The following is a 26592-nucleotide window of genomic DNA, read 5'->3' as shown; positions in this document are numbered from 1 at the left end:
AAATGATATGAAGATGTTTTTAGGAAGCTACTTTTGGAATGAGACGTTAAAAAACGAGGGAAATTTATCTGTCAATAGAACCAAGGGTAAATAGCCCCTTCACTGGAATGAGCGTCTGAATTCCAACGGCGATAGCTTCGTTTTCGCTTTAAAGAACTTACTAAACGATTGAGAATGTTCGAAGCCCAACCCATACGACACTTCACTGACCGATAACGTGGTGGTCGACAGCTTTTCTTTGGCCAGCTCAATCAACTTCTCATGGATATACTGTTGGGTGCTTTGTCCGATCAATACGTTCAGTAGGTTGCTGAGATATTTTGGCGACACGTTTAACTGGTCGGCAATATAGTGAACGGTCGGCAAGCCTTTGGAAACTAAATCACCCGTAGTCAGGTAGCTAGTCAATAGGTTGTCCAACCGGGCTAAAAGTTGATGATTCGATGGTTCCCGGGTGATGAATTGACGATGGTAAAACCGCTTCGAGTAACTAAGCAGACTCTCAATTTGGGAGATAATAATCTGCTTGCTGAAGGCATCAATCGTGGTGTTATACTCCTGTTTAATATTGTCAATAATGCGGTTGATGGTTGCTTCTTCTTTAGTTGACAGCCATAAGGCTTCGTTCACCGAGTAAGCAAAAAAATCGTATTGTTTAATCGTCTTTGCCAGTGGTGTATGCCAAAAGAAATCGGGGTGAATCAGTACGATCCAGCCTGAACGATCGGCTGTTGAAAGGCTGTTGGGCTGGATGTTGAAGACTTGATTAGGAGCCGCGAAAAACATAACGCCATCCTCAAAATCGTAGGCCTGCTGGCCGTACTTGAGTGTAGCGTTCATGCCTCGTTTCACCGAAATCTGGTAGAAATCAACCATCAGATTCACCTCGCCAATATCAACTGGTCGTTTCACTAATGCATAATCCACCACGCTGAGGAGCGGATGCTCGGGTGGGGCTAGCCCTCTCAGCCGATGAAATTCGCTGATCGTTTTGAAGTGTTGTATGGGCCGTTGTTCCATAGAATAAATTCAAGACCTATCTTTTCGTGTTGTTCTCCGATTGACAGGTCATCTCGTCGGTACACTAGTTAAGCGTTCCCAATTGGCGAAAGAAAATTTATCCTTGTCTTCGGGGTTCAAGTTGGTTGCTTCGACAAAGGTACGGGCCTGCCGGCCTGGTCGGTATTGGTAGGGATAATCCGTCGAAAAAAGGATACGATCAGTTCCGATAATGTCAACTGATCGTTGCAAATAAGACTGGCTAAACATGCCGCTGGCCGTTACAGACAAATTCTGGCGAATGTAATCCATAAAGGGTTTGTCAAGCTTGGTGACTCGGCTCAAAGCCGCCAACCGTTCGGTGTAGAACAAAATCACTTCCCCCCAGTGGCCGAGGATGATTTGCAGATTGGGAAACCGGTCAAAGACCCCGGCTAATACCAACCGAACAAATTGGATACCCGCTTCGTAGTGCCAGCCAAGCCCAAACGTTGAAAAGGCTAGGTCAGTCAGCTCGTCAAATCCTGAGTAGTAAACATCCCTGACGGCTTTCTGGGGAATTTGGGGGTGGATGAACAAGGGAACGCCAAGCGTTTGAGCGCAGTCAAAGAGTTCCCAATAATCGGGATGATCCAGATTTTTCTCCCGAGTTCGTCCGCATACCATCGCTCCTTTTAAGCCAAGCTGGTTCACGGAACGGGTTAATTCGTTGGCAGCTTGGTTGGGCACCGCCATGGGCAAGGCTGCCAACCCTTGAAATCGTTCGGGTGTCTTTCTAACAATTTCCGCCACATAATCATTGGTTACTCTGGCGAGGGCTACACTTTCAGGGCCTAGATTGTGTAAACTCGGACTGGTGAGCGAAAGTACCTGCACATCAACGCCGGTTTCGTTCATCAATTGAAGCCGAGTGTCGCCGATTTCGTTTAATCGATTGCCGATCTCGCCGACATGTAATTTGTGGGTTGGGTCGTTGGGATCGGCGAAGTTTTTCCACTCATCCTCGACGGCTTTAATCAGAAAATGTTCTTCGATGGCGATTAGCTTCATATTACCTGGTCTTTTTGGGAACACAAAATTCACATCCATTTACAAAACAACTGTAGCCAAACGTCAGATTATTGTAGTCGAAAAGGAAATGTGTGCTCCGAATCGAGCCACAGTATTCGGTACAATACGACTTGCCGAGTTGTACCACTGCACAGCGAACAGACTAGTAGGCAGCCATCTTAAAAGGAAGATTCTCAAATAAGGCTCTTTTTCTTGAGGTGAAATAAGTTAGTAGTACAAACTAAAACCCTAGTTTGAAACCGATAATTTTCGCCCGTTTGTAAGAAATACCCCGAATCTGGCGAACTGGTTAAAGAGAAATAAGCTGCAACCGAGCCGGTCAAGAAAAGCTAGTTGATAGCTGGCCCGCCTTGATAGTTGCAACCTAAGCAGAGTTGCGCAACAGCCACGCTCTTTATGTGAGAAGCCTTCATCATGGCAAACGGTCCGTCGTGGCGGTCGGAAATTTGGCGAAGCGTCGGCCCGGCGGCCGTCCGCCTTTCTATTTTATTATGCCCACTAGTTAAGCTGGTGACGGTTTCTAAATCCAAATTGATCGGACGAACCTAAAGGCTTACGTTATAAGTAAAGCATTTGCAGTGTCCCGATTTAGCACACCATCTCGAAAGTTTACGGCTTTCTCAACCGATGATTAGCGGGTGGTGCCACGCTTATCGGAGGTTAATTTTAATAGTATCCTACCGTTTAAAAATTATTTTTAAAAATAATTTTAAATTTAGGTTGCGTTAAATTTTGACCCCTTAAGTTTGTAGCGCATTTGGTTGTGAGGCAAACGTACATAAATAAACTCGCTAACCGAACGTGACTGCTTTATACCGATTTCATGAAGAACGCACCCAACAAGGCGCTTGACAGCACAACTGAGGAAAAAATTAAGGACGTAGCCCGCAGCATGTTCACGCGGAAAGGCTTTGCGGCTACCCGTGTAAAGGATATTGCCGAAGAGTCGGGGATAAATATGGCCCTACTCAACTATTATTTCCGCAGCAAAGAGAACCTGTTTGACCTGATCATGGTGGAGAATATTCAACAGGTAGCCGGTTCGGTACACCTGATCATGACGGACGAAAGCACAAGCCTTCGCGAGAAAATAGAGAAAATTGTCACCTTTTATATTGACCTGTTCACGGCCCAGCCAGAATTACCCTTATTCATCTTTAGTGAGCTCAATGCCAATCCCAAAAAACTGGGGGAGATTATCGGGAAAAAGCAACTACTGAGATCCCATTTTGCCAGACAAGTGCAGGAAGAAATGGCTAAAAATCAGCTTCATATGCATCCCCTGCAGGTACTGATGAGTATAATGAGCCTGATCGTTTTCCCGTTTGTTGGACGCCCCGTGGTGCAGCTTATCGGTCGAATAGAATCGACGGAGTTCTACGCCTTAATGCAGGAACGTAAGCAATTGATTCCCAGATGGATTGATGGAATACTGAAAGGCGGATAAAAATTTTTACCCATCAGTTAAAAATATTTTTAAAAATTAATTTTAAATCAAAATGACTCGACTATGAAACGAGTAGTTATCCTGATCGGCGTATGGATCGGAGCGACCAGCACCTGGGCGCAGTCGGCCCGATCCTTAACTCTGGAAGAATGTTACGTGCTGGCTCAGGAAAATTATCCGCTCAGTAAACAGCGGGCATTGATCCAGAAAACCCGGGATTATTCCGTTGCGAATGCCGCCAAAGGCTACTTGCCTCAACTCGCGTTTTCGGGCCAGGCAACGTATCAGAGCCAGACAATAGACTTTTCTGAGTCGCCACTGGGTTCGTTGCCGCTAGGCGCTTCGTTGCCTAAAATCAGCAAAGATCAGTACAAAGTTACCGGACAGATCGACCAGGTAATTTATGACGGCGGGGTTATCCAATACACCCAGCAAACGCGTCAGAGCGATGCGGTTATTCAGGAGCAGAATCTGAACGTGAACCTATACGCCCTCCGGGACCGGGTCAATAATCTGTTTTTCGGCCTTGCCCTGATTGAAGAGCAACGTAAACTGGCCGATCTGCGCAAATCCGATATTCAGCAGGGTGTTGACCGCACGCAGGGTGCTCTGGCCAACGGTACGTCGTTCCGCAGTAACCTGAACGAACTGAAAGCGGAACTCATCCGGGTCGATCAAAACACGACCGAGTTGAACGCCATGCGCCGGGCTTACGTAACGATGTTGGGCGCGCTCATCAACCAAACGCTGGATGAGAACACGACGCTGATCAGACCGCAATCCGTTACGTTGTCAACCCAGATTAACCGACCTGAGTTGATATTGTTCGAAAGCCAGAAGCGAATTTACGACGTACAGGAAAATCAACTACGCGCGGCCAGTCGGCCAAAAGTCAGTGCCTTTTTTCAGGAAAACTACGGTCGGCCTACCTTCAACATCATCAACAATACGGTTGATTTCTTCTGGATGGGAGGCATTCGGATAAACTGGGCGTTGAGCAGCTTCTATACAACCCGACGGAACGATCGCCAGCTACTCAACGTGAACCGCCAGCAGGTGGATGTACAGCGCGAGACGTTTCTGTTCAATACCAATCTGTCGATGGTGCAGCAGCGTTCGGATGTGCAGAAGTATCAGGAGTTGATTGAGCAGGATAACCAGATTGTGGAACTCCGGTCCTCCGTCAAAACGTCAGCGAATGCCCAATTGCAAAACGGGGTCATTACCACCCACGATTACATTGCCCAGGTAAATGCCGAAAATGAAGCGCGCCAATCGCTGGCACTTCACCAGATACAATTGCTGCAAGTGCAGTACAACCATAAAACAACCTCCGGAAATTAATCCATTCACAACCGATGAAATCCCTGATTATACACCTAACCATTGCCGCTATTTTCGCCTTGGCGTCATGCCAGACAAACCAACTCGACTACGATGCATCGGGTAATTTTGAAGCGGACGAAATCATTGTTTCATCGCAGCAAAACGGCCAGATCCTGACGTTTTCACCGAAGGAGGGCGACCTACTGAAAGCCGGTGTGAATCTGGGCCAGATCGACGTAACGACGACCAAACTCCAGAAAGAACAGGTGCAGGCGTCGATGCAGGCGCTCCGGCAACGAACCTCCAATGTCGGCCCGCAAGTCGAACTCACCCGCCGACAGCTTGTCGTTCAGGAAGCTCAGATGAGCCAGTTGCTTCGGGAGCGAACCCGTACGGAGAACCTGATTAAGGCCGATGCCGCGACACAAAAGCAGTTAGATGACCTGAATGCCCAGCTTGACCAGATGACAAAGCAGCTGGACGTGACCCGTCAGCAGATTCGGTTGCAGGAGTCGAATACGGCCACCCAGAACCGGAGCGTATTGAGCGAAACGGGTTCGCTGGCCAAAGCCGTTGAGCAATACACGGTGCAGGTCCAGAAAGGCCAGATAATCAATCCGGTAACGGGTACGGTGCTGACTAAATATGCATTTGCGGGCGAGATGGCCACCATCGGTAAACCGTTGTATCGACTTGCGAACACGGACACGCTGACCTTACGGGCTTACATCACCGGTTCGCAACTGCCCCAGGTGGAAGTCGATCAGCCCGTAACGGTACGTATCGATAAGGGTGAAAAAGGGTTTAAACTGTATCCCGGTACGATTTCCTGGATTTCGTCCAAATCGGAGTTCACCCCCAAAACCATCCAGACAAAAGACGAACGGGCGAATCTGGTTTACGCGACCAAAATCCGGGTGAAGAACGACGGTTACCTCAAAATCGGCATGTACGGGGAAGTGATCCTGAATGCCGGAAAGGCAAAACAAACGAACTGATGGGTGCCGTAACGGTAACGAATATCACCAAAACCTACGGGGATGCGACGACCAACGAACAGGTCATTGCGCTGGATAACGTATCGTTTTCGGTGGAGCCGGGCGAGCTGTTCGGGCTGATTGGTCCCGACGGGGCCGGAAAAACCAGCATGTTCCGCATCCTAACGACGGTGCTGCTAGCCGACAAAGGGCAGGCCAGGGTCGATGGTTTCGACGTAGTGAACGACTTTCAGGCAATTCGGAATACTGTAGGTTACATGCCGGGCCGGTTTTCGCTTTACCAGGATCTGACGATCGAAGAAAATCTGAACTTCTTTGCTACGTTGTTCGGCACAACGATGCAGCAGAATTATGCGTTGATCAAAGACATCTACGAACAGATCGAGCCGTTCAAAAAGCGCCGGGCGGGCAAGCTCTCCGGAGGGATGAAACAAAAGCTGGCGCTGTGCTGCGCGCTGATTCATAAGCCAACGGTACTGTTTCTGGACGAACCAACAACGGGCGTCGATGTGGTGTCGCGCCGGGAGTTCTGGGAGATGCTGAAGCGCCTGAAACAGCAGGGCATTACGATTCTGGTGTCGACGCCCTACATGGACGAAGCCACTCTCTGCGAACGTATTGCCCTGATGCAGAACGGTAAAATTCTCTCGATTGATACCCCGGATAACATCATCAACACTTATCCGGGTAAACTGTTCGCGGTGAAAGCCGACTCCATTCCGCATCTACTAAGTGATATGCGGGCGTACGTACCCGTTCGAAGTAGCTATGCCTTTGGCGAATACATTCATGTTACCTTCAAGCAGGACACCGATACCAACGTAGCGGATTTAACGGATTATCTAGCGCAAAAAGGGCATGGCGGCATTGCCATAAAATCCATCACGCCTACCATCGAAGATCGGTTTATTAATCTTATGACGAACCAGGCTGACTAAGGAATAACGTATGGAATCAACAACCACTAAAGCCATTTCCTGTACTGAATTGTCGAAGCAATTCGGGGATTTTGTGGCCGTCGATAAGATCTCCTTTGACGTCGAGCGGGGTGAAATTTTTGGCTTCCTGGGAGCCAATGGGGCGGGTAAAACCACGGCCATGCGGATGCTCTGCGGCCTGTCGTACCCAACGTCCGGCAAGGCCCGTGTGGCTGGATTCGACGTCTACACGCAACAGGAATCCATCAAGAAAAATATTGGCTACATGAGTCAGAAGTTTTCGCTCTACGAAAATCTGAGCATTCTGGAGAATATTGAATTCTTCGGTGGAGTCTACGGACTGTCTGACAACGAGCTGAAATCCAGAAGCAACCAACTGGTCGATACGTTGGGTTTGCAGCAGGAAGCCAAAAAAATGGTGGGGAGTTTGCCGCTGGGCTGGAAACAGAAACTGGCTTTTTCGGTCGCCATTATCCACAACCCAACGATCGTATTTCTGGATGAACCGACCGGGGGCGTTGACCCCGTGACCCGGCGGCAGTTCTGGGATTTGATTTACACAGCCGCCGGTCGAGGCATTACCATTTTCGTAACAACTCACTACATGGACGAGGCTGAGTATTGCAACCGGGTCTCGATTATGGTCGACGGTCGAGTAGAAGCCCTGGATTCGCCGACGAATCTGAAAGCCAGGTTTTCGACTGATTCCATGGACGATGTATTTTACCAACTGGCTCGGGGTGCTAAACGCGCTGCTGACTAAGCTTAACCAGCTACCCAAATGAAACAACTTCTGGTATTCATACGAAAAGAATTTTACCACGTCTTCCGTGATCAGCGCACGCTGCTGATTCTGTTTGGCTTGCCCACGGCCCAGATTCTGCTGTTTGGGTTTACCTTGAGCAGTGAGGTGAAAAACGTCAATCTTGCCGTCGTCGATTTTGCCCGGGACGTAGTGTCGCAGCAGATTATTACCAAAATTCAGTCCAGCTCGTATTTCAACTTACAGCAGTCGGTGATGCGGTACGATGACATGCAGCGCGCCTTTCGGGAAGGCAAGATCAAAGCCGCCGTTATCTTTCCCACCAATTTTAACGACGATTTGCGCCATCTGGGTACCGCGCAGGTTCAACTCATTACCGATGCATCGGACCCTAATACGGCCAAAATTATAACGAATTACATCACCGCCATCCTTGGGGGTTATCAACAGCAACTCAATGCGGTCGCTGCGGTACCGCATCAAATTCAGACCGAAACCCGGATGCTCTACAATCCGGATATGAACGGATCGCTGAATTTTATTCCCGGCGTATTGGCCCTGATTCTGATGATTGTCTGCACGACGTTGACGTCGGTTTCGATTGTTCGCGAAAAAGAACTGGGTACCATGGAAGTTCTGCTGGTGTCACCCTTCAAACCAATTCTGGTGCTGATTGCCAAAGCGGTGCCGTATCTGGTTCTTTCCCTGCTGGACTTTATCCTGATTTTACTGCTGTCGGTATACGTATTGAATGTGCGCGTTCAGGGGAGCATTTTCCTGCTTTTTGGGGAGAGTGCGCTGTTCATTATCTGTTGTTTATCGCTGGGATTACTGATTTCCAATGTAACGGCTTCCCAGCAGGTGGCCATGCTGATTTCCATGATGGGCATGATGCTACCAACGATGCTGTTTACGGGCTTCATGTTTCCGATTGAGAATATGCCGGTGCCGTTGCAGGTGATTTCCAATCTGGTGCCCTCCCGGTGGTATTACCTGATTGTCAAAGCCATTATGTTGAAAGGGCTTGGCTTTGGCGCCGTTTGGAAGGAAACGGTCGTGCTGGTCAGCATGACGCTGGTGTTGCTGGGAATTAGCCTAAAAAACTTTAACATACGATTGGCATGAGAGTTTTAAGCTTCCTGTTACGGAAAGAGTTTCGGCAGATTTTTCGGGATAAAAGCATCCTGGCGCTGATTTTTATGCTCCCGACAATCCAACTCATTATCATGCCGTTGGCGGCCAATTTCGATGTCAAAAATGTGAATCTGGTGCTAGTCGATCACGATCACAGCCCCTATTCGCAACGGCTGATTTCCAAAATCGGGTCGTCGGGTTATTTCCGGATCATCGAAAATAGTCGTTCGTTTAACGAAGCACTACGTCTGGTGGAAGCCAATCAGGCTGATCTGGTCCTGGAAATTCCGGCTGGGTTTGAACGGGAGTTCGTGCGCGAAGGCGCCCAGAAATTGTCGCTGGCGGTGGATGCCATCAATGGAACGAAAGCCGCGCTGGGCGGAGCGTATCTGAGCCAGATCGTCACGGATTTCAACACTGATGTTCGGCTCGAATGGCTACAGCCGGGGCGCTTTTCTACAGCTTCAGTGATCGACGTAACAGCTTCCAACTGGTTTAATCCGTTAGGCAAGTACCAGTTTTTTATGGTGCCGGGTATTCTGGTGCTTCTCCTGACGATGGTGGGCGGCTTTTTATCGGCCCTGAACATAGTTCGGGAAAAAGAAATTGGCACCATCGAGCAAATCAACGTAACGCCGATCCAGAAGTGGCAGTTTATTTTGGGCAAAATGATTCCGTTCTGGGTGCTGGGCCTGATCGTCTTCACCATCGGCCTGCTCATCGCCCGCCTGATTTACGGCATAGTTCCGGTCGGAAGTCTGGCGACACTTTATCTGTTTGCGGGCGTATATCTAGTTGCGTTGCTGGGGTTTGGCCTATTGATTTCCACCTACAGCGATACCCAGGTGCAGGCCATGTTCGTCGCCTTCTTTTTCATCATGATTTTTATCCTGATGAGCGGCCTGTTCACCTCGATCGACAGCATGCCCGTTTGGGCCAGAACCATTGCGTACCTGACGCCCGTAACGCATTTTATCGAAGTTATGCGAATGATTGTGCTGAAAGGGAGCAGCCTGGCTAATGTTAAGTGGCAACTACTCTACGAAGTCATTTTTGCCATTATCCTGAATGGCTGGGCCATCTGGAATTATCGGAAAACAACCTAAGGCGTTTATTAATCAGGGCCTACTGTAGCACCCATACACGTTTCCAGTTTTTAGCCGTAACACACTTTCCCCCTGTTCACGAGTGGATGTAAACTGAACTCTTTCGTACAGTTACTTTACCCGTAATCTGGAATAAGTATCTAAAAATCTTTGTGTTGTCTTTGTGGTACTTGCTTTGTTTAGCAAATAACAATAAAATAGAGTTAGGCTAAGCAACGTAGCATAAGCAGAGCCTACCTGGGTGAATTTGAAGAACTCATCCTGCTAACCGTTGCCATTTTAAATGGCCGTGCGTATGGGGGTTCTCGTTGCACATGGGTGTTTTATTACCGTATAAATCTGTGCATTTAGCCAAAGACCCCCCTTTGAGTGGTCGATCCTGCTCGATAAGGTGCGTATGCGCCTAATTGAGTTGGTCAGATATTAAAAAATCAGTGTCTTGTAAAACCCTCCTTAAAATGAGACTGAGCATATACTTAACACAACTTATAGGGTGTGAAAAGTTGCCGATTTAGTAGGATATATTCAAGCAAGCCCCTAAAACGAACTAAATTGACTCCTAACCGACTAACTATAAAGGGGTAGATTAGGGGTATAGTCTGCTTCTAAATCAGACGTAAAATGGTTGTACCGGATACAGAACTTTCTAACCTGACGGCGGCGAAGCTACTCCGCTTAAGCTATGTCCTGCTATCAGCCGCAGTGGCCTACTTGGGGTTAACCTTAGCGGTCTACGCGGATCGCTTTTGGCCTGGCTGTTACGTCTATTGGATTCCGATTGTGTTTCTATCTGCCGTTAGTGGCGCACTAGCCACTATTTTCTGGCTGCTTCGGTTGATTTGGCTGTTGGTGGCTAATGACCCACAGCCAGCTCCCGTTTCTCAACCGGCGTTAAAAGTGATTTACGTCCGTTTAGCCATTTTGATCGGCTTCGAGGTATTTTCGTACTACATTAACTATGTTGTTCGTCGATAAGATTTAGAATTCTTCTTTGAGCACTTGGTTAACATATAAGCTATTATACAACAGCTTTTTGAAGTCGTATGCTAATAGAGAATGAAATCAAAACAAGATTCATTCAGCTGGTCGTGGTTGAATCAGAACTTCATTATTACCCGACTTTTAAGCTATCAATTCAACTCAAGACTGAAGAAATTACAGCTAAGTTTGACCGATCCATTTGGGTTTCGGAAGTGGACGTACAAAACTTTATTCAGCAGTTAGAAGCACTTGATAAGTCTAGAAATGGCAAGGCCAAACTCAGTGGCATGTCGCCCAATGATTTCGATTTGATTATTGAAAACTTAGACACTCTAGGCCATCTATCGGTCTGTCTCTCTTTAAAAAGAGAATCATCTCTTATCTTGGACTACAAAGATTCGCTCAAAGTCTGCTTTGAAATTGATCCTACCTCTATCCCTTCCATCAAGAAATCCTTTACCAAGGAGATGACAGTTTAGAGAAGCACGATTAACATAATGCCACTTATACAACAGCAATGAAGCGAGTTTCGCAATACTTTGTAGGATTGATAGTACTAGTAGGAGTAATAATCGTAATCGGCTTGCTACAGCCAACTACCTACAAGCACAGAGTCATAAAGCTTAAAGGTTGCCAAGACGCTTCAATAACAGAAATTGAATATAGTAATCCGTTTCATCGAGGCTTTGCGTATACCTATGGTGTTTACACTAAGCCGTCGCTTCCCAATACAAATTGCATTGTCAGCGAGCATATGGCTGGTATGGATGCGATCTTAGAGTTATGGATTACTTGTAATAACAATAAGGTTACTTTTTATCCAGCTACTGGTAGCTTTAATTTTCGCACAAAAGACAATCCTAATATCAACTTTGAAGAGGTTAAGCCTTGGGAGTTTAATGAGAAAGTGACAGGCAGAAAGGATGCTATCAAGGTTGTAGCTGAATAATGACTAACTAGATTTTTCCGGTATTAACCCCTGTGGTCAGAACGGTATTCTTCTTTCTTAAGTCGAATAACATAAAATTAGTTATACAACGAGTCTCCAGAAAATACAATGCCTGGCTACTGCGATCAGTAGCCAGGCATTGTATTTTTCTTCTGCCTATAGAGTCTGCGATGCGTTTAATACTTGTACGCAGTAAATCACGATTAATGAATAAATTAGCTAGATTTATTAATGATGTTTATCAAGGCTTATACTATTATGCGCTTAAGTATGAGTCAGCACATGAGGCTAAGAGTAATCTACGTTTGCGATTGGCCGTCACCTTGTTCCTTTATTACTTTAGCCTGCTACTCCTCCTGATTACTTTACTTATCAAGCTTTATGGGACTAAAAAATTTAGTTTTTTAGAAGGAGCCATGATCATATTTGGAATCTATTTTATTCTATACCGGTATCTGATCAAAGCCACTATTGTTGTTTCCTCTTTTGAGGATTCAGCTGATGAAATGAAGAGAAAGGTTAAATTATCTCTTTTGGTGTTTTGGGGAAGTATAGTCTTACTAGCTGTTACTGCTGGGCTAATTGGCTATTTAATGCCAAAGAAATAATTAGCCTAAAAACAGGGAAAAGTATAACGTCTGGTTACTGCGATAAGTAGCCAGACGTTGTACTTTCTGGAGACCCGTTGTATAACTACACTTATGTTATGTGAATTAAAATATACGGATCGAGTAAAATCAGAGAGGTGCATTGTTGAAAAAATTCTATTTACCCTTTTTTTTCAGCAGGGTAGGCGCAAATAATAAACCAGCCTGCCAAGCACGGTTTCTTAAGGTAGATCGTGCTCCTGCTATATCGACTGATTTGTAGTCGTTCAGAGCTTGGGAATGACCTACTTCCAAACCAATCCATTTGTAGCGATAAGATAGCCGACTACTAATACCTAATTCAATCGGTGTCGTATTAGGACCATAATTGGCCCCATCTACACTCTGCCCGAGATACACATTGGCCTCCGGACCTACAAAAAGACTAAGACCGTTTAGAGGGGTAATGCCGATTAGAGGAGTCAAACCAGCGTAATGGAGTTTTTGATGACCGACTACGTTACCATTTTGATTCTGCAACTCGATGCCCTTTTGCTGGTAGTTGAGTTCAACTCGATAGGCCAACCAAGGCGATACATTATGATGATAAAAGACTCCTCCGTAAAAGCTATTTAGTGGAGCTACTCCGCCCAACCTTATTTCATAAGGTAACTTTGTTAAGTTATTTACGTCGGTTGACGCTTTTAAATATCCCGCTCTGATGCCAAAGTAGCTCTCCTTGACTGGGTTCTGAGCGTACGATACGTTAATGATTGAGATTACTAATGCAAGAGTTTTACAATAGACAGTTTTCATGGCGCTGAGAATAGATTTTGCTGTTGTATAAGTGGCATTATGATAAGCTAAATCTGATTAGCTATCTACTTTTAGAAGAATATGTCTAGTTAAAACTTCGCCTGGCTTCTTGTCTAGTAGTTGGACAATATGGTATCCAAACCCCGTTTTGAACGGCTTTGACAATTGGTTTTTACTCATCTGACTAATCATTTGATTAAACTCAGGTACGAATTGATTTGGCTTTTGCCACCCTAATTTTCCCCCTACTGTGAAAGAGCCATAATCCTGAGAATATTCTTGAGCAAGTTTGTCGAAGTCGTATCCAGCCTTCAATTTTCGATATAGCCGACTGATTTCTTTGTTAGCGGCTTGATTAGTATAATGGGTTTTGTTATTCGTTTCTAGGAGTGTCTGTCCATACAAGGAACGAGAGGTTTCTAACACAAAAAGAATGAGTGACAAAAGATAGAGTTTCATAGCTAAGCCATTTATCGAGGAGACTCTAGAACAAGGTGATTGGTTGGAAAGGCTAAATCTGTTATATATTAAACTCAGCGGGGCCGTCACCAGCCCCGCTGGTCTTCAGAACCGTGCATGAAACTTTCACTTCACACGGCTCCTCAATGAAGCGGTAGTTGTCACCTATACCTTGCCCGACAGCTCTGGTCGATCAGCGGCTGTCTTTCTATCGTGACAATGGCGATGAAGAAGTTGTAGATTGGTAATCACATCTTTCCCTCCCTGTAAACGGGGGACAATATGATCGACCTCTAGTACATCTTCATCGCGAAAGAACAGATTGCAATGTCGACATTTTCCCTTTTGCATTTTGAGTAGTAAGGAAAATCGATTACTTACTTGGGGTGAGCGCCCCAACCGAGTACTCCAATAGATCCAATCACCATCGTAGGGACTCCGATTGCGCTGCACCTTAATGTGCCGGATGATAGGCGTTTCACTATGGTGAAGAAGTCGGATAACCGAGCCTTTAAGCCGAATCCTAAACAGCCATTTCTTCCCTTTTTCCATCTGCCAATATTTAGCATAGATCCAGTGGGTCGATTTGGTAGGATGCCGGCGTTTGGCCCATGTCTTTAATTTCCGAACGATCAGGTGATCCAGTTTCGTAAAGTGCTCTTTACTGACGACTCGTGAATAATAGGTAGACCAGCCACGGATGACCGGATTTAATTCATTGATCAGCGCCACTTGACTGTTACTCTTATGGCGATCAATGAGTTGGTCTATGCGTTTATAGTGTCGTTTAGCACTCTCTTGGGCTGGTTTGATGAGCGTTGTGAACCGCAGCTTTCCCGTTCCCTGATCAGTCTGTTTCGAGAATTGACGAATCGTAAAACCAAGGAAGTCGAACCCAATACTGCCTTCATAAGCCTGAAGGGTATGGGTAACTCTTGTCTTGCTGGGTTTGAGGGCTAAGCCCATACTCATTAACCAAGTAGCAATACGTTCCCGGCACAATTGAACGGTTTCCAAGTCCTCATGGACCAGCACGAAATCATCGGCATATCGAATAAAGTGAACGGGATTCCCCGTCCCCCTTTTATCGTTGCCGATCCTTCGTTTAGGCCTGACTTCCTGTTTCAGCCATTGTTCCATACCATGAAGGGCAATATTGGCCAATAAGGGGGAAATAACTCCGCCTTGTGGGGTGCCTTCCAGGGTTGGGTACAAGGTATCACCATCCATTACACCCGCCTTGAGCCAGCCGCTAATCTGTCGTCTCAGGCTTGGGAATGTGGCTAATTTGGTCGATAGCGCCTGATGGTCAATGCAGTCAAAGCATTTAGCAATATCGGCATCCAAAACATACTTGGGTTTATGACAGATACTACTAAAGATGGCCGCAATGGCATCATGGGCCGAACGCCCTGGTCGAAAACCGTAGCTGTTTGGCTCAAACTTAGCCTCCCATTCAGGTTCTAGTACTTGTTTGACGAGTGCTTGCTGAGCACGGTCATGCAGCGTAGGAATACCCAAAGGGCGTTTTTCTGTTGAGCCCGGTTTGGATATCCAAACCCGTCGGGTTGGCTTGGGTTTGTGTACGGGTGTCAACTGGTTAACCAGGTCTAGCCGCTGTTTAGGGGGAAGTGATTTGACGCCATCTACCCCAGCAGTATGTTTCCCCTGATTGTCTTGAGTCACCCGCCGAACGGCCAGACATTGGGCTGACCAAGATCTCATCAATGTTTTTTGGACAGGGCCGCCTGGCGGTTGTCGAACTGTTCTTCTATCGTCACGGTGCGAGGCTTTGAATATGCGCGTTTGCAGCTTAAAAACGTTCCGTTCCAGCTTGCGCCAGGGGATCGCCTTCCAGTCCATCATCGGGTTTTGACTCCGTGCTTTAGCCATGTTGACTGCTACTAGTACCTATTCAATCCACCTCATCGTGCCTACGTCAGCTTATCCTACTCGTTACAGTGGGCCTTTGCTTCTTAGGCAATCTTGCCTCGTATCGGCATCTGGTTAGCACCTACTCTATCCTGTAGAGAGCTGATACAAGGTTACTTCGTTCCTAGTAGTCGTTGGTTGAGACCTTAGGATGATGCTATCTGCCGGGTTTCTCGGGGATGCAACTGGTCGTATGATTACCGCCAGCCCCTTATCCGTGCCATTTTGGCCACAGCCCATAAACCTACGTTGGCTGTTCCATAATAACGACAGTTCAAATACATCTTCGCTTTCGCTATCCATAGTCTCTTGCTCGTCGGAGTTTGGTGTTAGGTTCACCATTACCGTCTTTTCACCCCGCTTTACGGATTGAGGACTAGTCGCTACCGTAGGGGCGATGCTGTTACTCCTGCATCGGGAGAGAGGGGCTTACACCCTCACGGCTACCAAGTTGTCAAAGGGTTACCCCATTTACCACCCGTCCCTGATTTGTCAATCATTTAGGGTGAACGAGTCGCACAATCACTTTTATGATAACCAAAGTCCTTGTTTAGCTATCCCTTACCGAAAGAATTTAGTTTTTAATCGACGTCTCACTCTGATAGGAAACGATTTCGTGTCTTGATATGCGGTTAGGATTGCCTGTTCTCAACTTCGGCTAAAACAAATACGTCGGACTAAACCAATACTACTTGGAACTAAACATATTCCACCACTGGCGATGATAACAGGCAAAGCCTTTCCCTTTCTTTCGCCAGCTTTAATCGTTGTTGCCAATGTGGTAACTAGAAAGGCGGTGGTAGCTCCAATCAAGGTTAACGGCAGGCCGACACCCGTATAGCTATCACTTCCAATTCGCTTAACGGCAAATAAATGTTCAATAACTCGCAGGGTATCCCTAGCTGCGAATAATTGATCAATTTAGGTACAGGTTGGTCTTGAAGAACTGGTCCTTGGGCCAACAAGATGGTCAGTAAAATTAATCCCATAGTAGCTATAAGATAAAAGTACTTCACAGTTCAAATTGATTATATGATAATTTTATAATACTATTAACATCTCATAAATACTTAGTTCGCTATATTTACTCTATCAAAGGGGGTTTAATAATTCCCAATGGTGTGGATAGAAGCGGAAAGCAGGCTGACAATGTTGGTCTGCTTTTTTTATGATTACTCCTAGTATTATGTGAATTATCACATAACCTCACAAAATGACAAAACGGGTAAATTACATACCTTCTATTTATTTGTCGTTATTAGTATGCTTTAAAATCAGCTTATCCGACCTGTAATGAATGAGGACTGATTATTAAGTTTGTCACCCAATCGCGTAATGCTTCAAATCTGATTAAACCTCATGAGCATGCGGCTTACTTGGCTGCCGCAGCTCGTTTAGAGCTGAATTAATCGCACAAATTTCAGCACTAAAATCAGCATATTATTACTGCTGAAAATAATACTATTCTAGTGCTTGTTTTCATGCTGAATAAAGCAGTAATTGCGGCACCCAAACCAATACTAAAATGATTTTCGTTCTAAGTGGTATTAAAGGTGGTTCAGGCCGCAGCACCATTAGTGAACACCTGACCGTATGGTTAGCCAGACAGGGGGCCGATGTGCTTTTGGTTGATGCTGATGAGCAAGGCACAGCCAGCGACTTCACCGCATGGCGAGAACATACACTAGATGGTAATGTCGGCTATACGCTTGTTCAGCTCATTGGTGCAAACTTGCGTAAACAGGTTGAGACAATGAAACCAAAATACGACCATATCGTAATTGATACTGGTGGGAGGGATACCACCAGCCAGCGCGCTGCTCTAATTATTTCTGACGTTGCTCTAATTCCGATACAACCTCGTAGTCACGACGTTTGGACATTATCCAAACTGACTGAAATGCTTAGTGAGATACAGGCTACTCGAATAGAGCCGCTGATCGTTCATTCATTTCTCAACCGTGCTGACATCACCTCCGCCGATAACCGAGAAACATCAGAAGCCTTGGCCAGTATGCCTGAACTAGGTTTTGTTCCCCATGCCATTAAAAATCGAAAAGCATACCCCAACGCTGGAGCGAAGGGACTTTCTGTGTCTGAGATGGAAGTCCCGGATAAAAAAGCCGTGGCTGAAATAGACGAACTCTTTAACCATATAACAGCCTATGGCCGTCAGCCTGTCACCACCGAAGCGTAAGGTACCCACTGAAGCTCAAATTGAGGCAACTATTAATAAGGGTGGAAAACCAACTATAGAGGTAGTAGACCTTGAGCAGGATAATGTCCCCAAGCATATTAATACCCGTCTTACAAAAGGCATACTTCGGCAGATTGATGAGCTCCGAGCGTCACGCCCACGCAAGCCAGGTAGCCCCAAACTAGGTATATCGACGCATGATTGGATTGTAGAAGCAGTCTTGGAGAAACTAGAGCGGGATTCAGCACTAAAATCAGCACGGAAATGAGCACTAAAAAAGACTTAACTCCTGTTGCCAAACGCCGTACTAAGCTAATTTACGAGGCTTATCAAGAAGAACCGGATGATAGAGAGATCCTGTTTCAATCTTCGGTAATGGCTCATTGCTATTTACCGCGCAGGGAACCCGATTTAGCGCCTAACGAGATATGGCAAGCGGAAAGTGGCAAGTTCAGCCTCTATGTGATGCCCATGCCTATCAGAAACCCAGTCACACACGAATTGCAGTACCTTGGCTTGCCATATGGGGTCAAAGCTCGGATTATCTTATCCACGCTCAATACAATCGCTTTAAAGTCGCAGAATCGTATTATTGAGATGCCGGCCAATAGCGTTACCGATTTTAACAGCTATATGGGTTTTAGTGAGGGTGGGAGCCAAGTTAATGCTGTTCGCGATCAAGTAAGTCGATTGGCATCCTGCGTTGTTCGTATGACCTATGACGGTGCAGAAGGACAGCAAAACATTAATATGCCACTTGTAAGTGGGTTCACGCTTTTTCCGGAAAAGAATCCTGAGCAGCTACTCTTGTGGCCTAGCCAAATCGAGTTGTCTGAAGCTTATTTTCACAACTTAATGGAACATGCTGTACCATTGGCCAAAAGCCATCTAACAGCCTTGTCAAACAATGCTACAGCCATTGATTGGTATACGTTCCTTGCGCACCGGCTACATCGCGTTCAACCCAATAAACCGCAATTTTTGGCATGGCAGACTGTCAAGGATCAATTCGGGGGTGATTATAACCGAATGGTTGATTTTCGAGCTAATTTTAAGAAAGTACATCGGCTAGTCAAAAGCCTATACACCGATGCACGTGTCGAGGAAAAAGGAACACGTGGATTAATGCTACATTTCAGTCAAACACCTATACCTAAAAAGCTATCTATCAGTGAATTATCACCTAAGCTGTGATAAAATCACAGTTACAACGTTTTTTAGCAAAATCTTCCTTTTAATTAATTGATAATCAATGTGTTAATTCAAAATATGTGACAAAATCTCAGCTACCTCACTATTTTATCCACAACAGTGGTTGTAACTGGCTGATTTTTAGTATTTATCCACTGTTATTTTATCACCATTATCTACTGCTAATTTATCGTATATGTCACTGCTAAATTGTCACACAAACCATTATGTTAAAACACCTTTAACTAAAAAAACACTTTTATTAAAAGCTAGCTACTGTGAATTACTGATGAAAAGCGAGTGGGCTGCTAAAATATATGAACATATGTTAGTTAATTCATCTATAAACCTTTCTTGGTTTAGTACTCGTCTGATTTTTTCCTAAACTTGGGCTATGGATATCAAAACGGCCAAGACAATCCCCATTAACCAGCTCTTGCAGCGCTTAGGCTGTGAGGTGGTTAAGACCAGCGGCGGCTGCCAATGGTACCGATCCCCCAGCCGCATCGAGAAAACTCCTTCGTTTAAACTCACGCGCGATGCCAACGGCTGGTATGATCATGGGACGGGGGAGGGGGGGAATATTCTGGATCTGGCCTATCGATTGCATTCAGGCTTACCCCTAGCGGGCAAATTAGACGGCCAACACGTCAAAGAAGCCTTGATGTTTATCGAAAACGTGATGGGAGTTAGGGGCAGTTTGACAACACCCCTTCAACAAAGCCAGCCTACTTCACCCGAACCACATGCCTTTACTTTAGTCAATCATGCGCCCTTCGCTGTTTATGGACGGGGCAGTTCGCTGACCAAATCGGCCCTTTATTTGGGTACCAGGGGTGTCAATGCCGAGCGCGTTGCCCCTTACTTGGAAGACGTCACCTTTGTCGGCAGCGATGGCAAGAAGCGCTACGGGTTTGGCCTACCCAATGTGTCAGGTGGTTATGAGATCCGACGATACGGCGACTGGGCGAAGCGTTCAGTAGGGACCAAGGATGTAACGATGTTTAAAGCCCAACGCGAGGTGGCTCCCTGGCACACCTTTTATAGCCTAATTGATTTTTGTACCTTCATCACGGTGGATAAACCGCCCATTGGGGCCTATAATTACTTAATCATCAACAGTGATAGCCTGGTTGATATAGCCATCGCCTATCTAGACGGCCTACCAGCGGGGTTTATGATCCACTATCCACATATGGACGAATCAGGCCAGCGAGCTTACCATAAATTAGTCGATTTTTTAACAACTCATGGCTGGATGGGGGGCGACAAAGCGGATTTATATCCAGGCTTCAAAGACTGGACGGAGGCCCGAGAGCAGCAACTTGGGCTAACTATTCCATCTGTTTGGTCATCTCGGCCATCCAGCTCCAAACTAGATCAATAGAAACTTAAGATATTCCTGGGTTGGTAGCAGGTGGAGAAAAAAAACGCGCGTTTGCTAAAAAAGGCACCAGGCCCGCAACTATATTTTTAGTTAGTAAGCCATACCCAATGAATCTTTGGTTAATCACCTAAGATCATAACCCTAGGTTATAGCCTGGTTAACCCAGATGAAAGGCCATTTAAGAGTGTAACGGCCAAAGCGGACGGTCGGCCGTTACTATCTAATTTATTGCACAACATAAATAGATTACGTTTTGACAGAGCTAGTATTGACCAGCTAATGGATATTCGGGTAAAGTGTAAAAGTGGTACAATACTTTCACTTAGGATTATAAATGCCTGTAATTAAGCTGTTTACAAGCAGAATTTTGGGGTTTTTATAGCTGAATTACATAAACCGTATACTTCCTTTCACGAAACTCAATAAATGTACAGGTTTCGTGAAATTTGATTACACGAACGGCAATATAAAACGTTTGTGAGGGTTAAAAATGCGAAATTGTTACGCTGCCTACCCTTTTCACTCAATCGACCGTTAAAATGAAATTATTTTTGTAACTGTTTGATGTTGAGATAATTGACGGGCTTTCACGAAAGTAATGTACCGGTTATACAGGAGACCCCGATATTAGGCCAATTCGACTGAATGCTTTACACGATACCAGCTCATTACAACCCCGTCAAGCCACGAACACGGAGGAAACATACTTCTGAACGTCTTAAGTCAATCGAACGCCTTAGCCGCCACTTCTAGCCATTGTTGGCGGGTACTTCAGGAAGTTTTGCCAAAACAATCCATCCGTTTTGGTAACTCAGCCAGTCAACACAAACAAAATACAAGGAAAATGAGAAAGTTAGTTTTGTTCGCCCATGTCTCCCTGGATGGCTTTGCCGCAGACCCTAACGGCAGTCTGGGTTTCTTGTCTTACAATCAAGAACTTCAGCAATTCGCCGACGAGTTGGTCAAAACGGTAGGCGCTCCGATCTACGGCAAGAATACCTACAAATTAATGGCAGGCTACTGGCCCACCGTTTTGGCCGACCCAACGGCCAGCCAACAAGAACTTGACCATGCGCGATGGGTGGAGCAGATTCCCAAAATCGTTTTCTCAACCACCTTACCTAATGCGGACTGGCATAACACGACGCTGATTAGAGACAATGTGGTTGATAAGATAAACCAACTTAAGCAGCAACCCGGCAAAGACCTGGTGATTTTCGGTAGCCCTGGTCTGGCCAAAAGTTTTATGAAGCTGGACCTGATCGATGAATACAAATTAACGCTGCATCCGGTCATACTGGGGGAAGGGATCAGGCTGTTCGGCAGTACTACACCAATGAATAAGTTGAGCTTACTAGAATCAAAAACGCTCGGGTCGGGGGTAGTTACGTTGCATTACGCGACGCGATAACGAGCTAGAAAAAAACGTGACCGAAAAAAAAACAGTGTAGATAGATCGTATTAACCTACTTTCATTTGGGTATTTTTAAGCCACTCAAATCAACTCATTATTTGCTCTAGAAAGAACTCATGAATCCAACTACTCTAACCAGCTTCAACTTTACGGGTCCGCCTGAACCCTTCGATGCTACGGGCTATTGTATCGTCTTCGCCGTGACAGTCTTTTGTTTCTGGAAATTTCAGGCCTGTGCCCGTCTGTATCGAAACTTCGTTCAGTGTACCACCAAACCCACCCAACGAGAACAGCGCACCGCTAAATTGTTAGAATACTTTTTTCTGTTCCTAACCTACCTATTTTTCGAGATGCTTTGCCGAGGTAGTGAAGGCTTTGTTTTCATCAGTCTAAACTTCATTATCTTCTGTGTATTCATCTATATTTATTTAGAAAACATGGGCTATCTGCCTACTTTTACCCAATCAGAAAACGACGAGATATGAAATTGAATTTTGACTTAGTACGTCGCTTTTTTACGAAAAAGTCACGACACGAAAAATTAGTTAGTTTATACGAGCGGAAGAAGCTTGAACTACCTTTTTATTTGAATGAATTAGCTCTTCATAAGTTTATCTTAGAACGTCAGCAAAATACATTGGCCGAAGAATATCGCTTCAACGAACGGCATACGGAATTATGCGGTATCTGTTCTAAGGCGATTCAAGATTTGGACAATCTGATTTGTGATTTAGAACTTGATCAGGTGGAGAATGTACAAGCCTATATGAAGGAACTGAACCGGAACATGCACGTAAGAATGAACCGCTCATCTGGCTTTCAATACCAACTCAACAGCAACTAAGATCATGGAAGCAACGGCAATTTATAGAATTGGTCTTACCCTCTCGCTTATCAGCCTGACGGGTGATTTCTCGCCTTCGCCTAGCGGCATCGGCGTAAAGTAAAAATCAAAGATTTTTAGCAAGAGGGAACGGGGCTACGCCACCGTTTTACCTCTTGCCCCTTCGGGGTTTGCTTTGATAATCAATTACTTATACTTTATTAATTGAAATATAAGTAGCTATTTTATAGTTGTTTATTATGTAAGAGACTGATTATCAATTTACAAAGTAACCATAAATATAACTACACGCTTATGCCTAAGTACAAAACTGTCAATGCCAGTGAGCATGACTTCGCCGAGTTTGAGAAGCTGGCTGCTTCGCACGGCTTGACTAACACAGCCCTGTTTTCGGCGATGGTCAACTACTTCAAAGTGACTAAAGCTGACCCCCGAGACCCAAAAGCGGACAACCCAACCGATGCTATCAAAGCATTAGATAAACGGCTGATTTCGTTTATTAAAGAACAGGAAAAAAAGACCCTGCATCCGATGAAAGAAGCCTTGTTTGAATTAGCTTCTTCTGAGGGTGCTACACGAAAACATGAGCTACGAATTGTGAATAATAATGTGAAGAAAATCATTGCTCACCTTCGAATTGATGGCTGATTATGCAGACTAAATTTACCAGTCCTGTGAAAGGAAATAATAAAGGAAGTTGCTTAAAATTAGCTACGTATTTAGAAAAGGAGAACGATAAAAAAATAGAAGTCGAGCGCAGCTATTTTTTCTCGGTAGATCGCGACCGTTGTAATAAATGGGAAGTCGTTCAGCAAATTGATAACAATGGGAAAGGACAGGGATTAGAACGCAAAGACGACCGGTTTTATTCGCTGGTGATTAGTCCGTCTCAATCTGAATTAGCGCACATTGGGACGGACTCGCAACTCCTGAAAGACTACACGCGCCAGATCATGGAGAACTACGCGGCTAATTTTGGAAAAGGGATTGAAAGTCGGGATCTGGTCTGGTACGCGAAGATCGAACACGAACGTAAACACGGCTTTGACAGCCCTGAAGTGAAGGCTGGGCTCGTCCAGGCGAACGAGCTGAAGATGGGCGATCAGCGCCACATTCATATCATTGTTTCCCGCTGTGCGGCCCGTGAAAACGGGCACGTATTACAAGCCGAGCGAGTGCTGACGAACAGCGACCGAACGATGAGTCTATCCCCGATGACGAACCAACGGGGTATGAACGGGGGAGCCGTCAAATCGGGATTTGACCGGGACGCGTTCTTTCGGGCTAATGAGCGCAGCTTTGACGAGCAGTTTGGCTACGGGCGGAGCCTGGCTGAAGGCTACGACTATTGCAACGCTCTGAAGAATGGTAGTCACCGGCAATATGAGCAGTCGCTAAGCCAGTCAAGAGGACTAGAATCAACCCAAGAACCTACGTTACAACGAACCATTGACCGTTCTGCTGAGCTGTCAGCGGGCTTTTAAAAACACCTAACTAACGATGAATATGCAACAGCCATATGAGGGGCGAGAATTTTGGAAAGTGATTGGCAAACTGGTTGTATTTACCCTAGTTGCGGCCTTAGGCGGCTTTCTGATTCACATGGTCTTGGAGGCCATGTTTCACACCATCGGCATGGGTCGATGGCCTACTGTGCAAAAGATTGAGAAGTGGGCAGGCTGGGGATTCGGACTCTATTTCTTTGTGCAGCTCGCGGCTCCGGGCACCAAGAAGCCCAGCCTGAGCAAAGCGAGCGTAACTACCCGCACCGGCTTACGCGTGAAAACCGGCGTGTACAATCTGGCCACCCAGGAAGGCGACATTCGTACTATCAAAATCACCAAGCCCACTCATCATACCTTGATTGCGGGTTCGCCGGGTAGTGGTAAGAGCTTCAGCTTACTCGAACCGATTTTGATGCAAGCCATGCAGCAAGGTAAGGCTGGTCTGGTCTATGATTATAAGTTTCCCTCCCTAGCTCCGCTGGTAGCGGCTACCGTACCCGAAGAGACCAAAGATTATTATATCAATTTTGATGATCTGCGCTATTCGCACCGGGTTAATCCGATTCATCCCCAAGTGATGACCGAAATGGCATACGCCAAACAGTTTGCCACTACCATTGTGAAAAACCTGGCGGGGAATGGGGGCGATAGTCACGCTTTTTTCACCAACTCGGCCATTGGCTATTTGAGTTTGATTCTATGGTATCTACGTACCGAACAGCCCCAGTACTGCACCTTGCCCCATGCCATTTTACTGGCTTTCCAAGAGACGGAGAAAGTCGTTGAGCTTTTGGAGCGGAGTCGGGATAGTGTCATACGGACAGCGGTCAAGCCCATTCGCACGGCGCTCAAATCCAGCAACCAGCTCGCAGCCATTGAAGGCACCTTGCAGCAGGGACTACAAACGCTGATTTCGGCCAAGCTATTTTGGGTGCTGTCCGGAAATGACTTCCGCTTAGACTTAAATAATCCCAAGGACCCGAAAGTGTTAGTGCTGGGCAATACAGCTAAGCTGGATGAAGTGTATGGGCCTATCTTAGCTCTACTCGCTACGGTCGCTTTAAAAGAAATGAATCAACCGGGTCGGGCCGAGAGTATTTTCATGGTCGATGAGTTTCCCACCATTTACATTCCCCGCTTTGAGACCTACCCCGCTACGTGCCGCAGCAATGGCGTCGAAGTGATTATTGGCATTCAGGATTTCGCCCAGATGGAGGACCGCTACGGCAAGACGATGAAGAATGCTATTCTAGGTACGCTTTCGAATCAGTTCTTTGGGATGCAGGCCAATCTGGAATCGGCCAAATACGTTTCAGAATTATGGGGGAAAGAGGAAGTGCAGACAATCTCAACGAGTCAGGGTGAATCAAATAACGGACATCGGCAGGGCAGCAACGTCGGCCAGTCGTTCAGTTTAACCCAGCGGCAACGCATTCAAGTGCAGGACGTATCCAATCTACGCCAGGGTGAATTTTATGGAAAGCTGTTTCAAAGTGACTACAGCACATTCAAAGCGCAAATCCGACCCGTTAATCGGCCAGCCTCCCCCCGGTGGAAACCGTTCCAGGAAGTAACGGAAGCGATGTTGGAAGCCAACTTTAGCCGGATTGAGCGGGAGATTGCGACGCTCATGCAAGGATTTCCACCTAAACCACTAGAACCGCTGCCACCCATTCCAGTCCCTAAGCCAACGCCACCACCCGCGCCTAAACCGAATCGACCAGAACCAGACTTAGCCGACGACTTTTAGGCAATTTACTTGCCTTCGGCTACCCCTTAGCGGGGAGCAGGCAGTATAAAAATGGTGAGTTTGGAAACCGTTAACGGTTTCCAAACTCACCATTTTTATACTGCTGTTAATATACCACCTATCATAAAACATGATCAATCAAATTTATTGTATCTTCAACATATCCTTTAAGTTCTTCTAGGGTAATGTTTTCAGGTGAATTACTCCAATTCATATCGATATCACATGCTTGACCATGATGCACAGGCCAAGAAACGCTGTCCAAATCTCTCAGCGTATCAATCACTTTTGATTTGTCATTTTGACCACGGAATAATATGGCAGTATTTTCTTCCAAAGTCTTGATCAAATCCGTAAATGTTTTATTATGATTTTCGATAAGAGTAAAGTTTTTCTTTTTTATTGAAGATTCTAAAGCGATTCTAATATTTTCTAAGCAGTCGTTCTTATTAGAAAGATTTGGCGAAGCTAAAAAATTCTTCAACGATTTGTAACTTTTATTTAAATGGTCTTTACCTTTTACGTGATCTTCTATATCAAAAGGTAGTAAAACAGATGATTGTTCTATCTGTCCAATATAATAGCTGATCCTTGATTTTTTGACTTCTCTCGCACAATATAATTCATGTACTAAAGCGTCATTATGACTTAATACTATAACTTGTTTTGCTTTTGATACCAATTTAATTATTTCTCGTACAGTTCGTCTTCTTCTATTATAATCTAGACTCGACAGAGGGTCGTCAAAAATGATTATTTTATCTTTCAAGATTCCTTTCTGTTCATATGAATTCATTT

Annotated in this window: 25 protein-coding genes; 19 read left to right on the top strand and 6 right to left on the bottom strand. The window is 45.6% G+C overall.

Annotation, left to right across the window (positions count from 1 at the left end):
• Positions 1 to 99: 99 nt before the first annotated feature.
• Both GK091_RS28765 and GK091_RS28760 read right to left on the bottom strand, forming a co-directional pair.
• Positions 100 to 1020 carry a helix-turn-helix domain-containing protein gene (locus tag GK091_RS28765; protein ID WP_164044205.1) on the bottom strand — a complete coding sequence of 307 codons (921 nt, stop codon included), beginning with the start codon at positions 1018 to 1020 and terminating at the stop codon, positions 100 to 102.
• A 48-nt stretch (positions 1021 to 1068) separates the two neighbouring features.
• Positions 1069 to 2049, bottom strand: a complete 981-nt coding sequence (locus GK091_RS28760) for an amidohydrolase family protein (protein WP_164044204.1) — start codon at positions 2047 to 2049, stop codon at positions 1069 to 1071.
• A gap of 844 nt (positions 2050 to 2893) precedes the next feature.
• Between GK091_RS28760 and GK091_RS28755 the strand changes: the two genes are divergently transcribed.
• The 10 genes from GK091_RS28755 to GK091_RS28710 all read left to right on the top strand — a co-directional run bounded on the left by GK091_RS28755 (position 2894) and on the right by GK091_RS28710 (position 12320).
• Complete coding sequence (locus GK091_RS28755) at positions 2894 to 3517, top strand: TetR/AcrR family transcriptional regulator (RefSeq protein ID WP_164044203.1); 624 nt, start codon at positions 2894 to 2896, stop codon at positions 3515 to 3517.
• A 63-nt stretch (positions 3518 to 3580) separates the two neighbouring features.
• Positions 3581 to 4861, top strand: a complete 1281-nt coding sequence (locus tag GK091_RS28750) for a TolC family protein (protein ID WP_164044202.1) — start codon at positions 3581 to 3583, stop codon at positions 4859 to 4861.
• 14 nt (positions 4862 to 4875) lie between these two features.
• Positions 4876 to 5841, top strand: coding sequence for an HlyD family secretion protein (locus GK091_RS28745; RefSeq protein WP_164044201.1), 966 nt, complete (start codon positions 4876 to 4878; stop codon positions 5839 to 5841).
• A complete protein-coding gene (locus GK091_RS28740; RefSeq protein WP_164044200.1) occupies positions 5841 to 6779 on the top strand; it encodes an ABC transporter ATP-binding protein in 939 nt (312 codons plus the stop codon). The genes GK091_RS28745 and GK091_RS28740 overlap by 1 nt, the downstream gene beginning before the upstream one ends.
• A 10-nt stretch (positions 6780 to 6789) precedes the next feature.
• Entirely contained in the window at positions 6790 to 7542 is a 753-nt protein-coding gene (locus tag GK091_RS28735; protein ID WP_164044199.1) for an ABC transporter ATP-binding protein, read from the top strand.
• 18 nt (positions 7543 to 7560) lie between these two features.
• Positions 7561 to 8667: an ABC transporter permease gene (locus GK091_RS28730; protein WP_164044198.1), complete on the top strand. Its 1107-nt coding sequence runs from the start codon at positions 7561 to 7563 to the stop codon at positions 8665 to 8667.
• On the top strand, positions 8664 to 9782 hold the full coding sequence (locus GK091_RS28725) for an ABC transporter permease (RefSeq protein ID WP_164044197.1): 1119 nt from the start codon (positions 8664 to 8666) through the stop codon (positions 9780 to 9782). The genes GK091_RS28730 and GK091_RS28725 overlap by 4 nt, the downstream gene beginning before the upstream one ends.
• Positions 9783 to 10825: 1043 nt before the next feature.
• Positions 10826 to 11242 (top strand): WapI family immunity protein, encoded by a 417-nt coding sequence (locus tag GK091_RS28720; RefSeq protein ID WP_164044196.1) that lies wholly within the window; start codon positions 10826 to 10828, stop codon positions 11240 to 11242.
• Between the two features lie 38 nt (positions 11243 to 11280).
• Positions 11281 to 11712: a hypothetical protein gene (locus GK091_RS28715; RefSeq protein WP_164044195.1), complete on the top strand. Its 432-nt coding sequence runs from the start codon at positions 11281 to 11283 to the stop codon at positions 11710 to 11712.
• Between the two features lie 206 nt (positions 11713 to 11918).
• On the top strand, positions 11919 to 12320 hold the full coding sequence (locus tag GK091_RS28710; protein ID WP_164044194.1) for a hypothetical protein: 402 nt from the start codon (positions 11919 to 11921) through the stop codon (positions 12318 to 12320).
• 156 nt (positions 12321 to 12476) lie between these two features.
• Here the strand turns inward: GK091_RS28710 and GK091_RS28705 are convergent, their stop codons facing one another.
• The 3 genes from GK091_RS28705 to ltrA form a co-directional block, all read right to left on the bottom strand.
• A complete protein-coding gene (locus GK091_RS28705; protein ID WP_164044193.1) occupies positions 12477 to 13115 on the bottom strand; it encodes an outer membrane beta-barrel protein in 639 nt (212 codons plus the stop codon).
• A gap of 57 nt (positions 13116 to 13172) precedes the next feature.
• Positions 13173 to 13574, bottom strand: a complete 402-nt coding sequence (locus GK091_RS28700) for a peptidylprolyl isomerase (RefSeq protein WP_164044192.1) — start codon at positions 13572 to 13574, stop codon at positions 13173 to 13175.
• A 165-nt stretch (positions 13575 to 13739) separates the two neighbouring features.
• Positions 13740 to 15440, bottom strand: a complete 1701-nt coding sequence (gene ltrA / locus GK091_RS28695) for a group II intron reverse transcriptase/maturase (RefSeq protein WP_212593027.1) — start codon at positions 15438 to 15440, stop codon at positions 13740 to 13742.
• 1591 nt (positions 15441 to 17031) lie between these two features.
• On the opposite strand from ltrA, the gene GK091_RS28690 reads away from it, so the two are divergent.
• The 9 genes from GK091_RS28690 to GK091_RS28650 all read left to right on the top strand — a co-directional run bounded on the left by GK091_RS28690 (position 17032) and on the right by GK091_RS28650 (position 25794).
• Positions 17032 to 17703 (top strand): AAA family ATPase, encoded by a 672-nt coding sequence (locus tag GK091_RS28690; protein ID WP_164044190.1) that lies wholly within the window; start codon positions 17032 to 17034, stop codon positions 17701 to 17703.
• A gap of 264 nt (positions 17704 to 17967) precedes the next feature.
• Positions 17968 to 18897 carry a replication protein RepA gene (locus GK091_RS28685; protein WP_164044189.1) on the top strand — a complete coding sequence of 310 codons (930 nt, stop codon included), beginning with the start codon at positions 17968 to 17970 and terminating at the stop codon, positions 18895 to 18897.
• A 391-nt stretch (positions 18898 to 19288) separates the two neighbouring features.
• Positions 19289 to 20281 carry a hypothetical protein gene (locus GK091_RS28680; protein WP_164044188.1) on the top strand — a complete coding sequence of 331 codons (993 nt, stop codon included), beginning with the start codon at positions 19289 to 19291 and terminating at the stop codon, positions 20279 to 20281.
• 844 nt (positions 20282 to 21125) lie between these two features.
• On the top strand, positions 21126 to 21692 hold the full coding sequence (locus tag GK091_RS28675) for a dihydrofolate reductase family protein (RefSeq protein WP_164044187.1): 567 nt from the start codon (positions 21126 to 21128) through the stop codon (positions 21690 to 21692).
• 119 nt (positions 21693 to 21811) lie between these two features.
• Positions 21812 to 22180: a hypothetical protein gene (locus GK091_RS28670; protein ID WP_164044186.1), complete on the top strand. Its 369-nt coding sequence runs from the start codon at positions 21812 to 21814 to the stop codon at positions 22178 to 22180.
• Entirely contained in the window at positions 22177 to 22539 is a 363-nt protein-coding gene (locus GK091_RS28665; protein ID WP_164044185.1) for a hypothetical protein, read from the top strand. Before GK091_RS28670 ends, GK091_RS28665 begins: the two co-directional genes overlap by 4 nt.
• 294 nt (positions 22540 to 22833) lie before the next feature.
• Positions 22834 to 23187, top strand: a complete 354-nt coding sequence (locus GK091_RS28660; RefSeq protein ID WP_212593026.1) for a BfmA/BtgA family mobilization protein — start codon at positions 22834 to 22836, stop codon at positions 23185 to 23187.
• A 26-nt stretch (positions 23188 to 23213) separates the two neighbouring features.
• Positions 23214 to 24023: a DUF5712 family protein gene (locus GK091_RS28655; protein WP_164044184.1), complete on the top strand. Its 810-nt coding sequence runs from the start codon at positions 23214 to 23216 to the stop codon at positions 24021 to 24023.
• Positions 24024 to 24045: 22 nt separating this feature from the next.
• Positions 24046 to 25794 carry a type IV secretory system conjugative DNA transfer family protein gene (locus tag GK091_RS28650; protein WP_164044183.1) on the top strand — a complete coding sequence of 583 codons (1749 nt, stop codon included), beginning with the start codon at positions 24046 to 24048 and terminating at the stop codon, positions 25792 to 25794.
• A gap of 121 nt (positions 25795 to 25915) precedes the next feature.
• Here the strand turns inward: GK091_RS28650 and GK091_RS28645 are convergent.
• A partial coding sequence (locus GK091_RS28645; RefSeq protein ID WP_212593025.1) for an AAA family ATPase occupies positions 25916 to 26592 on the bottom strand: 677 nt, incomplete at its 5' end.

The sequence above is a fragment of the Spirosoma agri genome (assembly GCF_010747415.1).
GTDB lineage: Bacteria > Bacteroidota > Bacteroidia > Cytophagales > Spirosomataceae > Spirosoma > Spirosoma agri.
This window is presented reverse-complemented; position numbering and strand designations above follow the sequence as displayed.

What these genes read in the sequence shown, in the direction of transcription:
- GK091_RS28650 (WP_164044183.1), top strand. Translation starts at nt 24,046, where the DNA reads ATGCAACAGCCATATGAGGGGCGAGAATTTTGGAAAGTGATTGGCAAA.
- GK091_RS28690 (WP_164044190.1), top strand. Translation starts at nt 17,032, where the DNA reads ATGATTTTCGTTCTAAGTGGTATTAAAGGTGGTTCAGGCCGCAGCACC.
- GK091_RS28685 (WP_164044189.1), top strand. Translation starts at nt 17,968, where the DNA reads ATGAGCACTAAAAAAGACTTAACTCCTGTTGCCAAACGCCGTACTAAG.
- GK091_RS28665 (WP_164044185.1), top strand. Translation starts at nt 22,177, where the DNA reads ATGAAATTGAATTTTGACTTAGTACGTCGCTTTTTTACGAAAAAGTCA.
- GK091_RS28715 (WP_164044195.1), top strand. Translation starts at nt 11,281, where the DNA reads ATGAAGCGAGTTTCGCAATACTTTGTAGGATTGATAGTACTAGTAGGA.
- GK091_RS28730 (WP_164044198.1), top strand. Translation starts at nt 7,561, where the DNA reads ATGAAACAACTTCTGGTATTCATACGAAAAGAATTTTACCACGTCTTC.
- GK091_RS28745 (WP_164044201.1), top strand. Translation starts at nt 4,876, where the DNA reads ATGAAATCCCTGATTATACACCTAACCATTGCCGCTATTTTCGCCTTG.
- GK091_RS28765 (WP_164044205.1), bottom strand. Translation starts at nt 1,020, where the DNA reads ATGGAACAACGGCCCATACAACACTTCAAAACGATCAGCGAATTTCAT.
- GK091_RS28760 (WP_164044204.1), bottom strand. Translation starts at nt 2,049, where the DNA reads ATGAAGCTAATCGCCATCGAAGAACATTTTCTGATTAAAGCCGTCGAG.
- ltrA (WP_212593027.1), bottom strand. Translation starts at nt 15,440, where the DNA reads ATGATGGACTGGAAGGCGATCCCCTGGCGCAAGCTGGAACGGAACGTT.
- GK091_RS28675 (WP_164044187.1), top strand. Translation starts at nt 21,126, where the DNA reads ATGAGAAAGTTAGTTTTGTTCGCCCATGTCTCCCTGGATGGCTTTGCC.
- GK091_RS28735 (WP_164044199.1), top strand. Translation starts at nt 6,790, where the DNA reads ATGGAATCAACAACCACTAAAGCCATTTCCTGTACTGAATTGTCGAAG.
- GK091_RS28740 (WP_164044200.1), top strand. Translation starts at nt 5,841, where the DNA reads ATGGGTGCCGTAACGGTAACGAATATCACCAAAACCTACGGGGATGCG.
- GK091_RS28660 (WP_212593026.1), top strand. Translation starts at nt 22,834, where the DNA reads ATGCCTAAGTACAAAACTGTCAATGCCAGTGAGCATGACTTCGCCGAG.
- GK091_RS28750 (WP_164044202.1), top strand. Translation starts at nt 3,581, where the DNA reads ATGAAACGAGTAGTTATCCTGATCGGCGTATGGATCGGAGCGACCAGC.
- GK091_RS28710 (WP_164044194.1), top strand. Translation starts at nt 11,919, where the DNA reads ATGAATAAATTAGCTAGATTTATTAATGATGTTTATCAAGGCTTATAC.
- GK091_RS28680 (WP_164044188.1), top strand. Translation starts at nt 19,289, where the DNA reads ATGGATATCAAAACGGCCAAGACAATCCCCATTAACCAGCTCTTGCAG.
- GK091_RS28755 (WP_164044203.1), top strand. Translation starts at nt 2,894, where the DNA reads ATGAAGAACGCACCCAACAAGGCGCTTGACAGCACAACTGAGGAAAAA.
- GK091_RS28700 (WP_164044192.1), bottom strand. Translation starts at nt 13,574, where the DNA reads ATGAAACTCTATCTTTTGTCACTCATTCTTTTTGTGTTAGAAACCTCT.
- GK091_RS28670 (WP_164044186.1), top strand. Translation starts at nt 21,812, where the DNA reads ATGAATCCAACTACTCTAACCAGCTTCAACTTTACGGGTCCGCCTGAA.
- GK091_RS28725 (WP_164044197.1), top strand. Translation starts at nt 8,664, where the DNA reads ATGAGAGTTTTAAGCTTCCTGTTACGGAAAGAGTTTCGGCAGATTTTT.
- GK091_RS28720 (WP_164044196.1), top strand. Translation starts at nt 10,826, where the DNA reads ATGCTAATAGAGAATGAAATCAAAACAAGATTCATTCAGCTGGTCGTG.
- GK091_RS28705 (WP_164044193.1), bottom strand. Translation starts at nt 13,115, where the DNA reads ATGAAAACTGTCTATTGTAAAACTCTTGCATTAGTAATCTCAATCATT.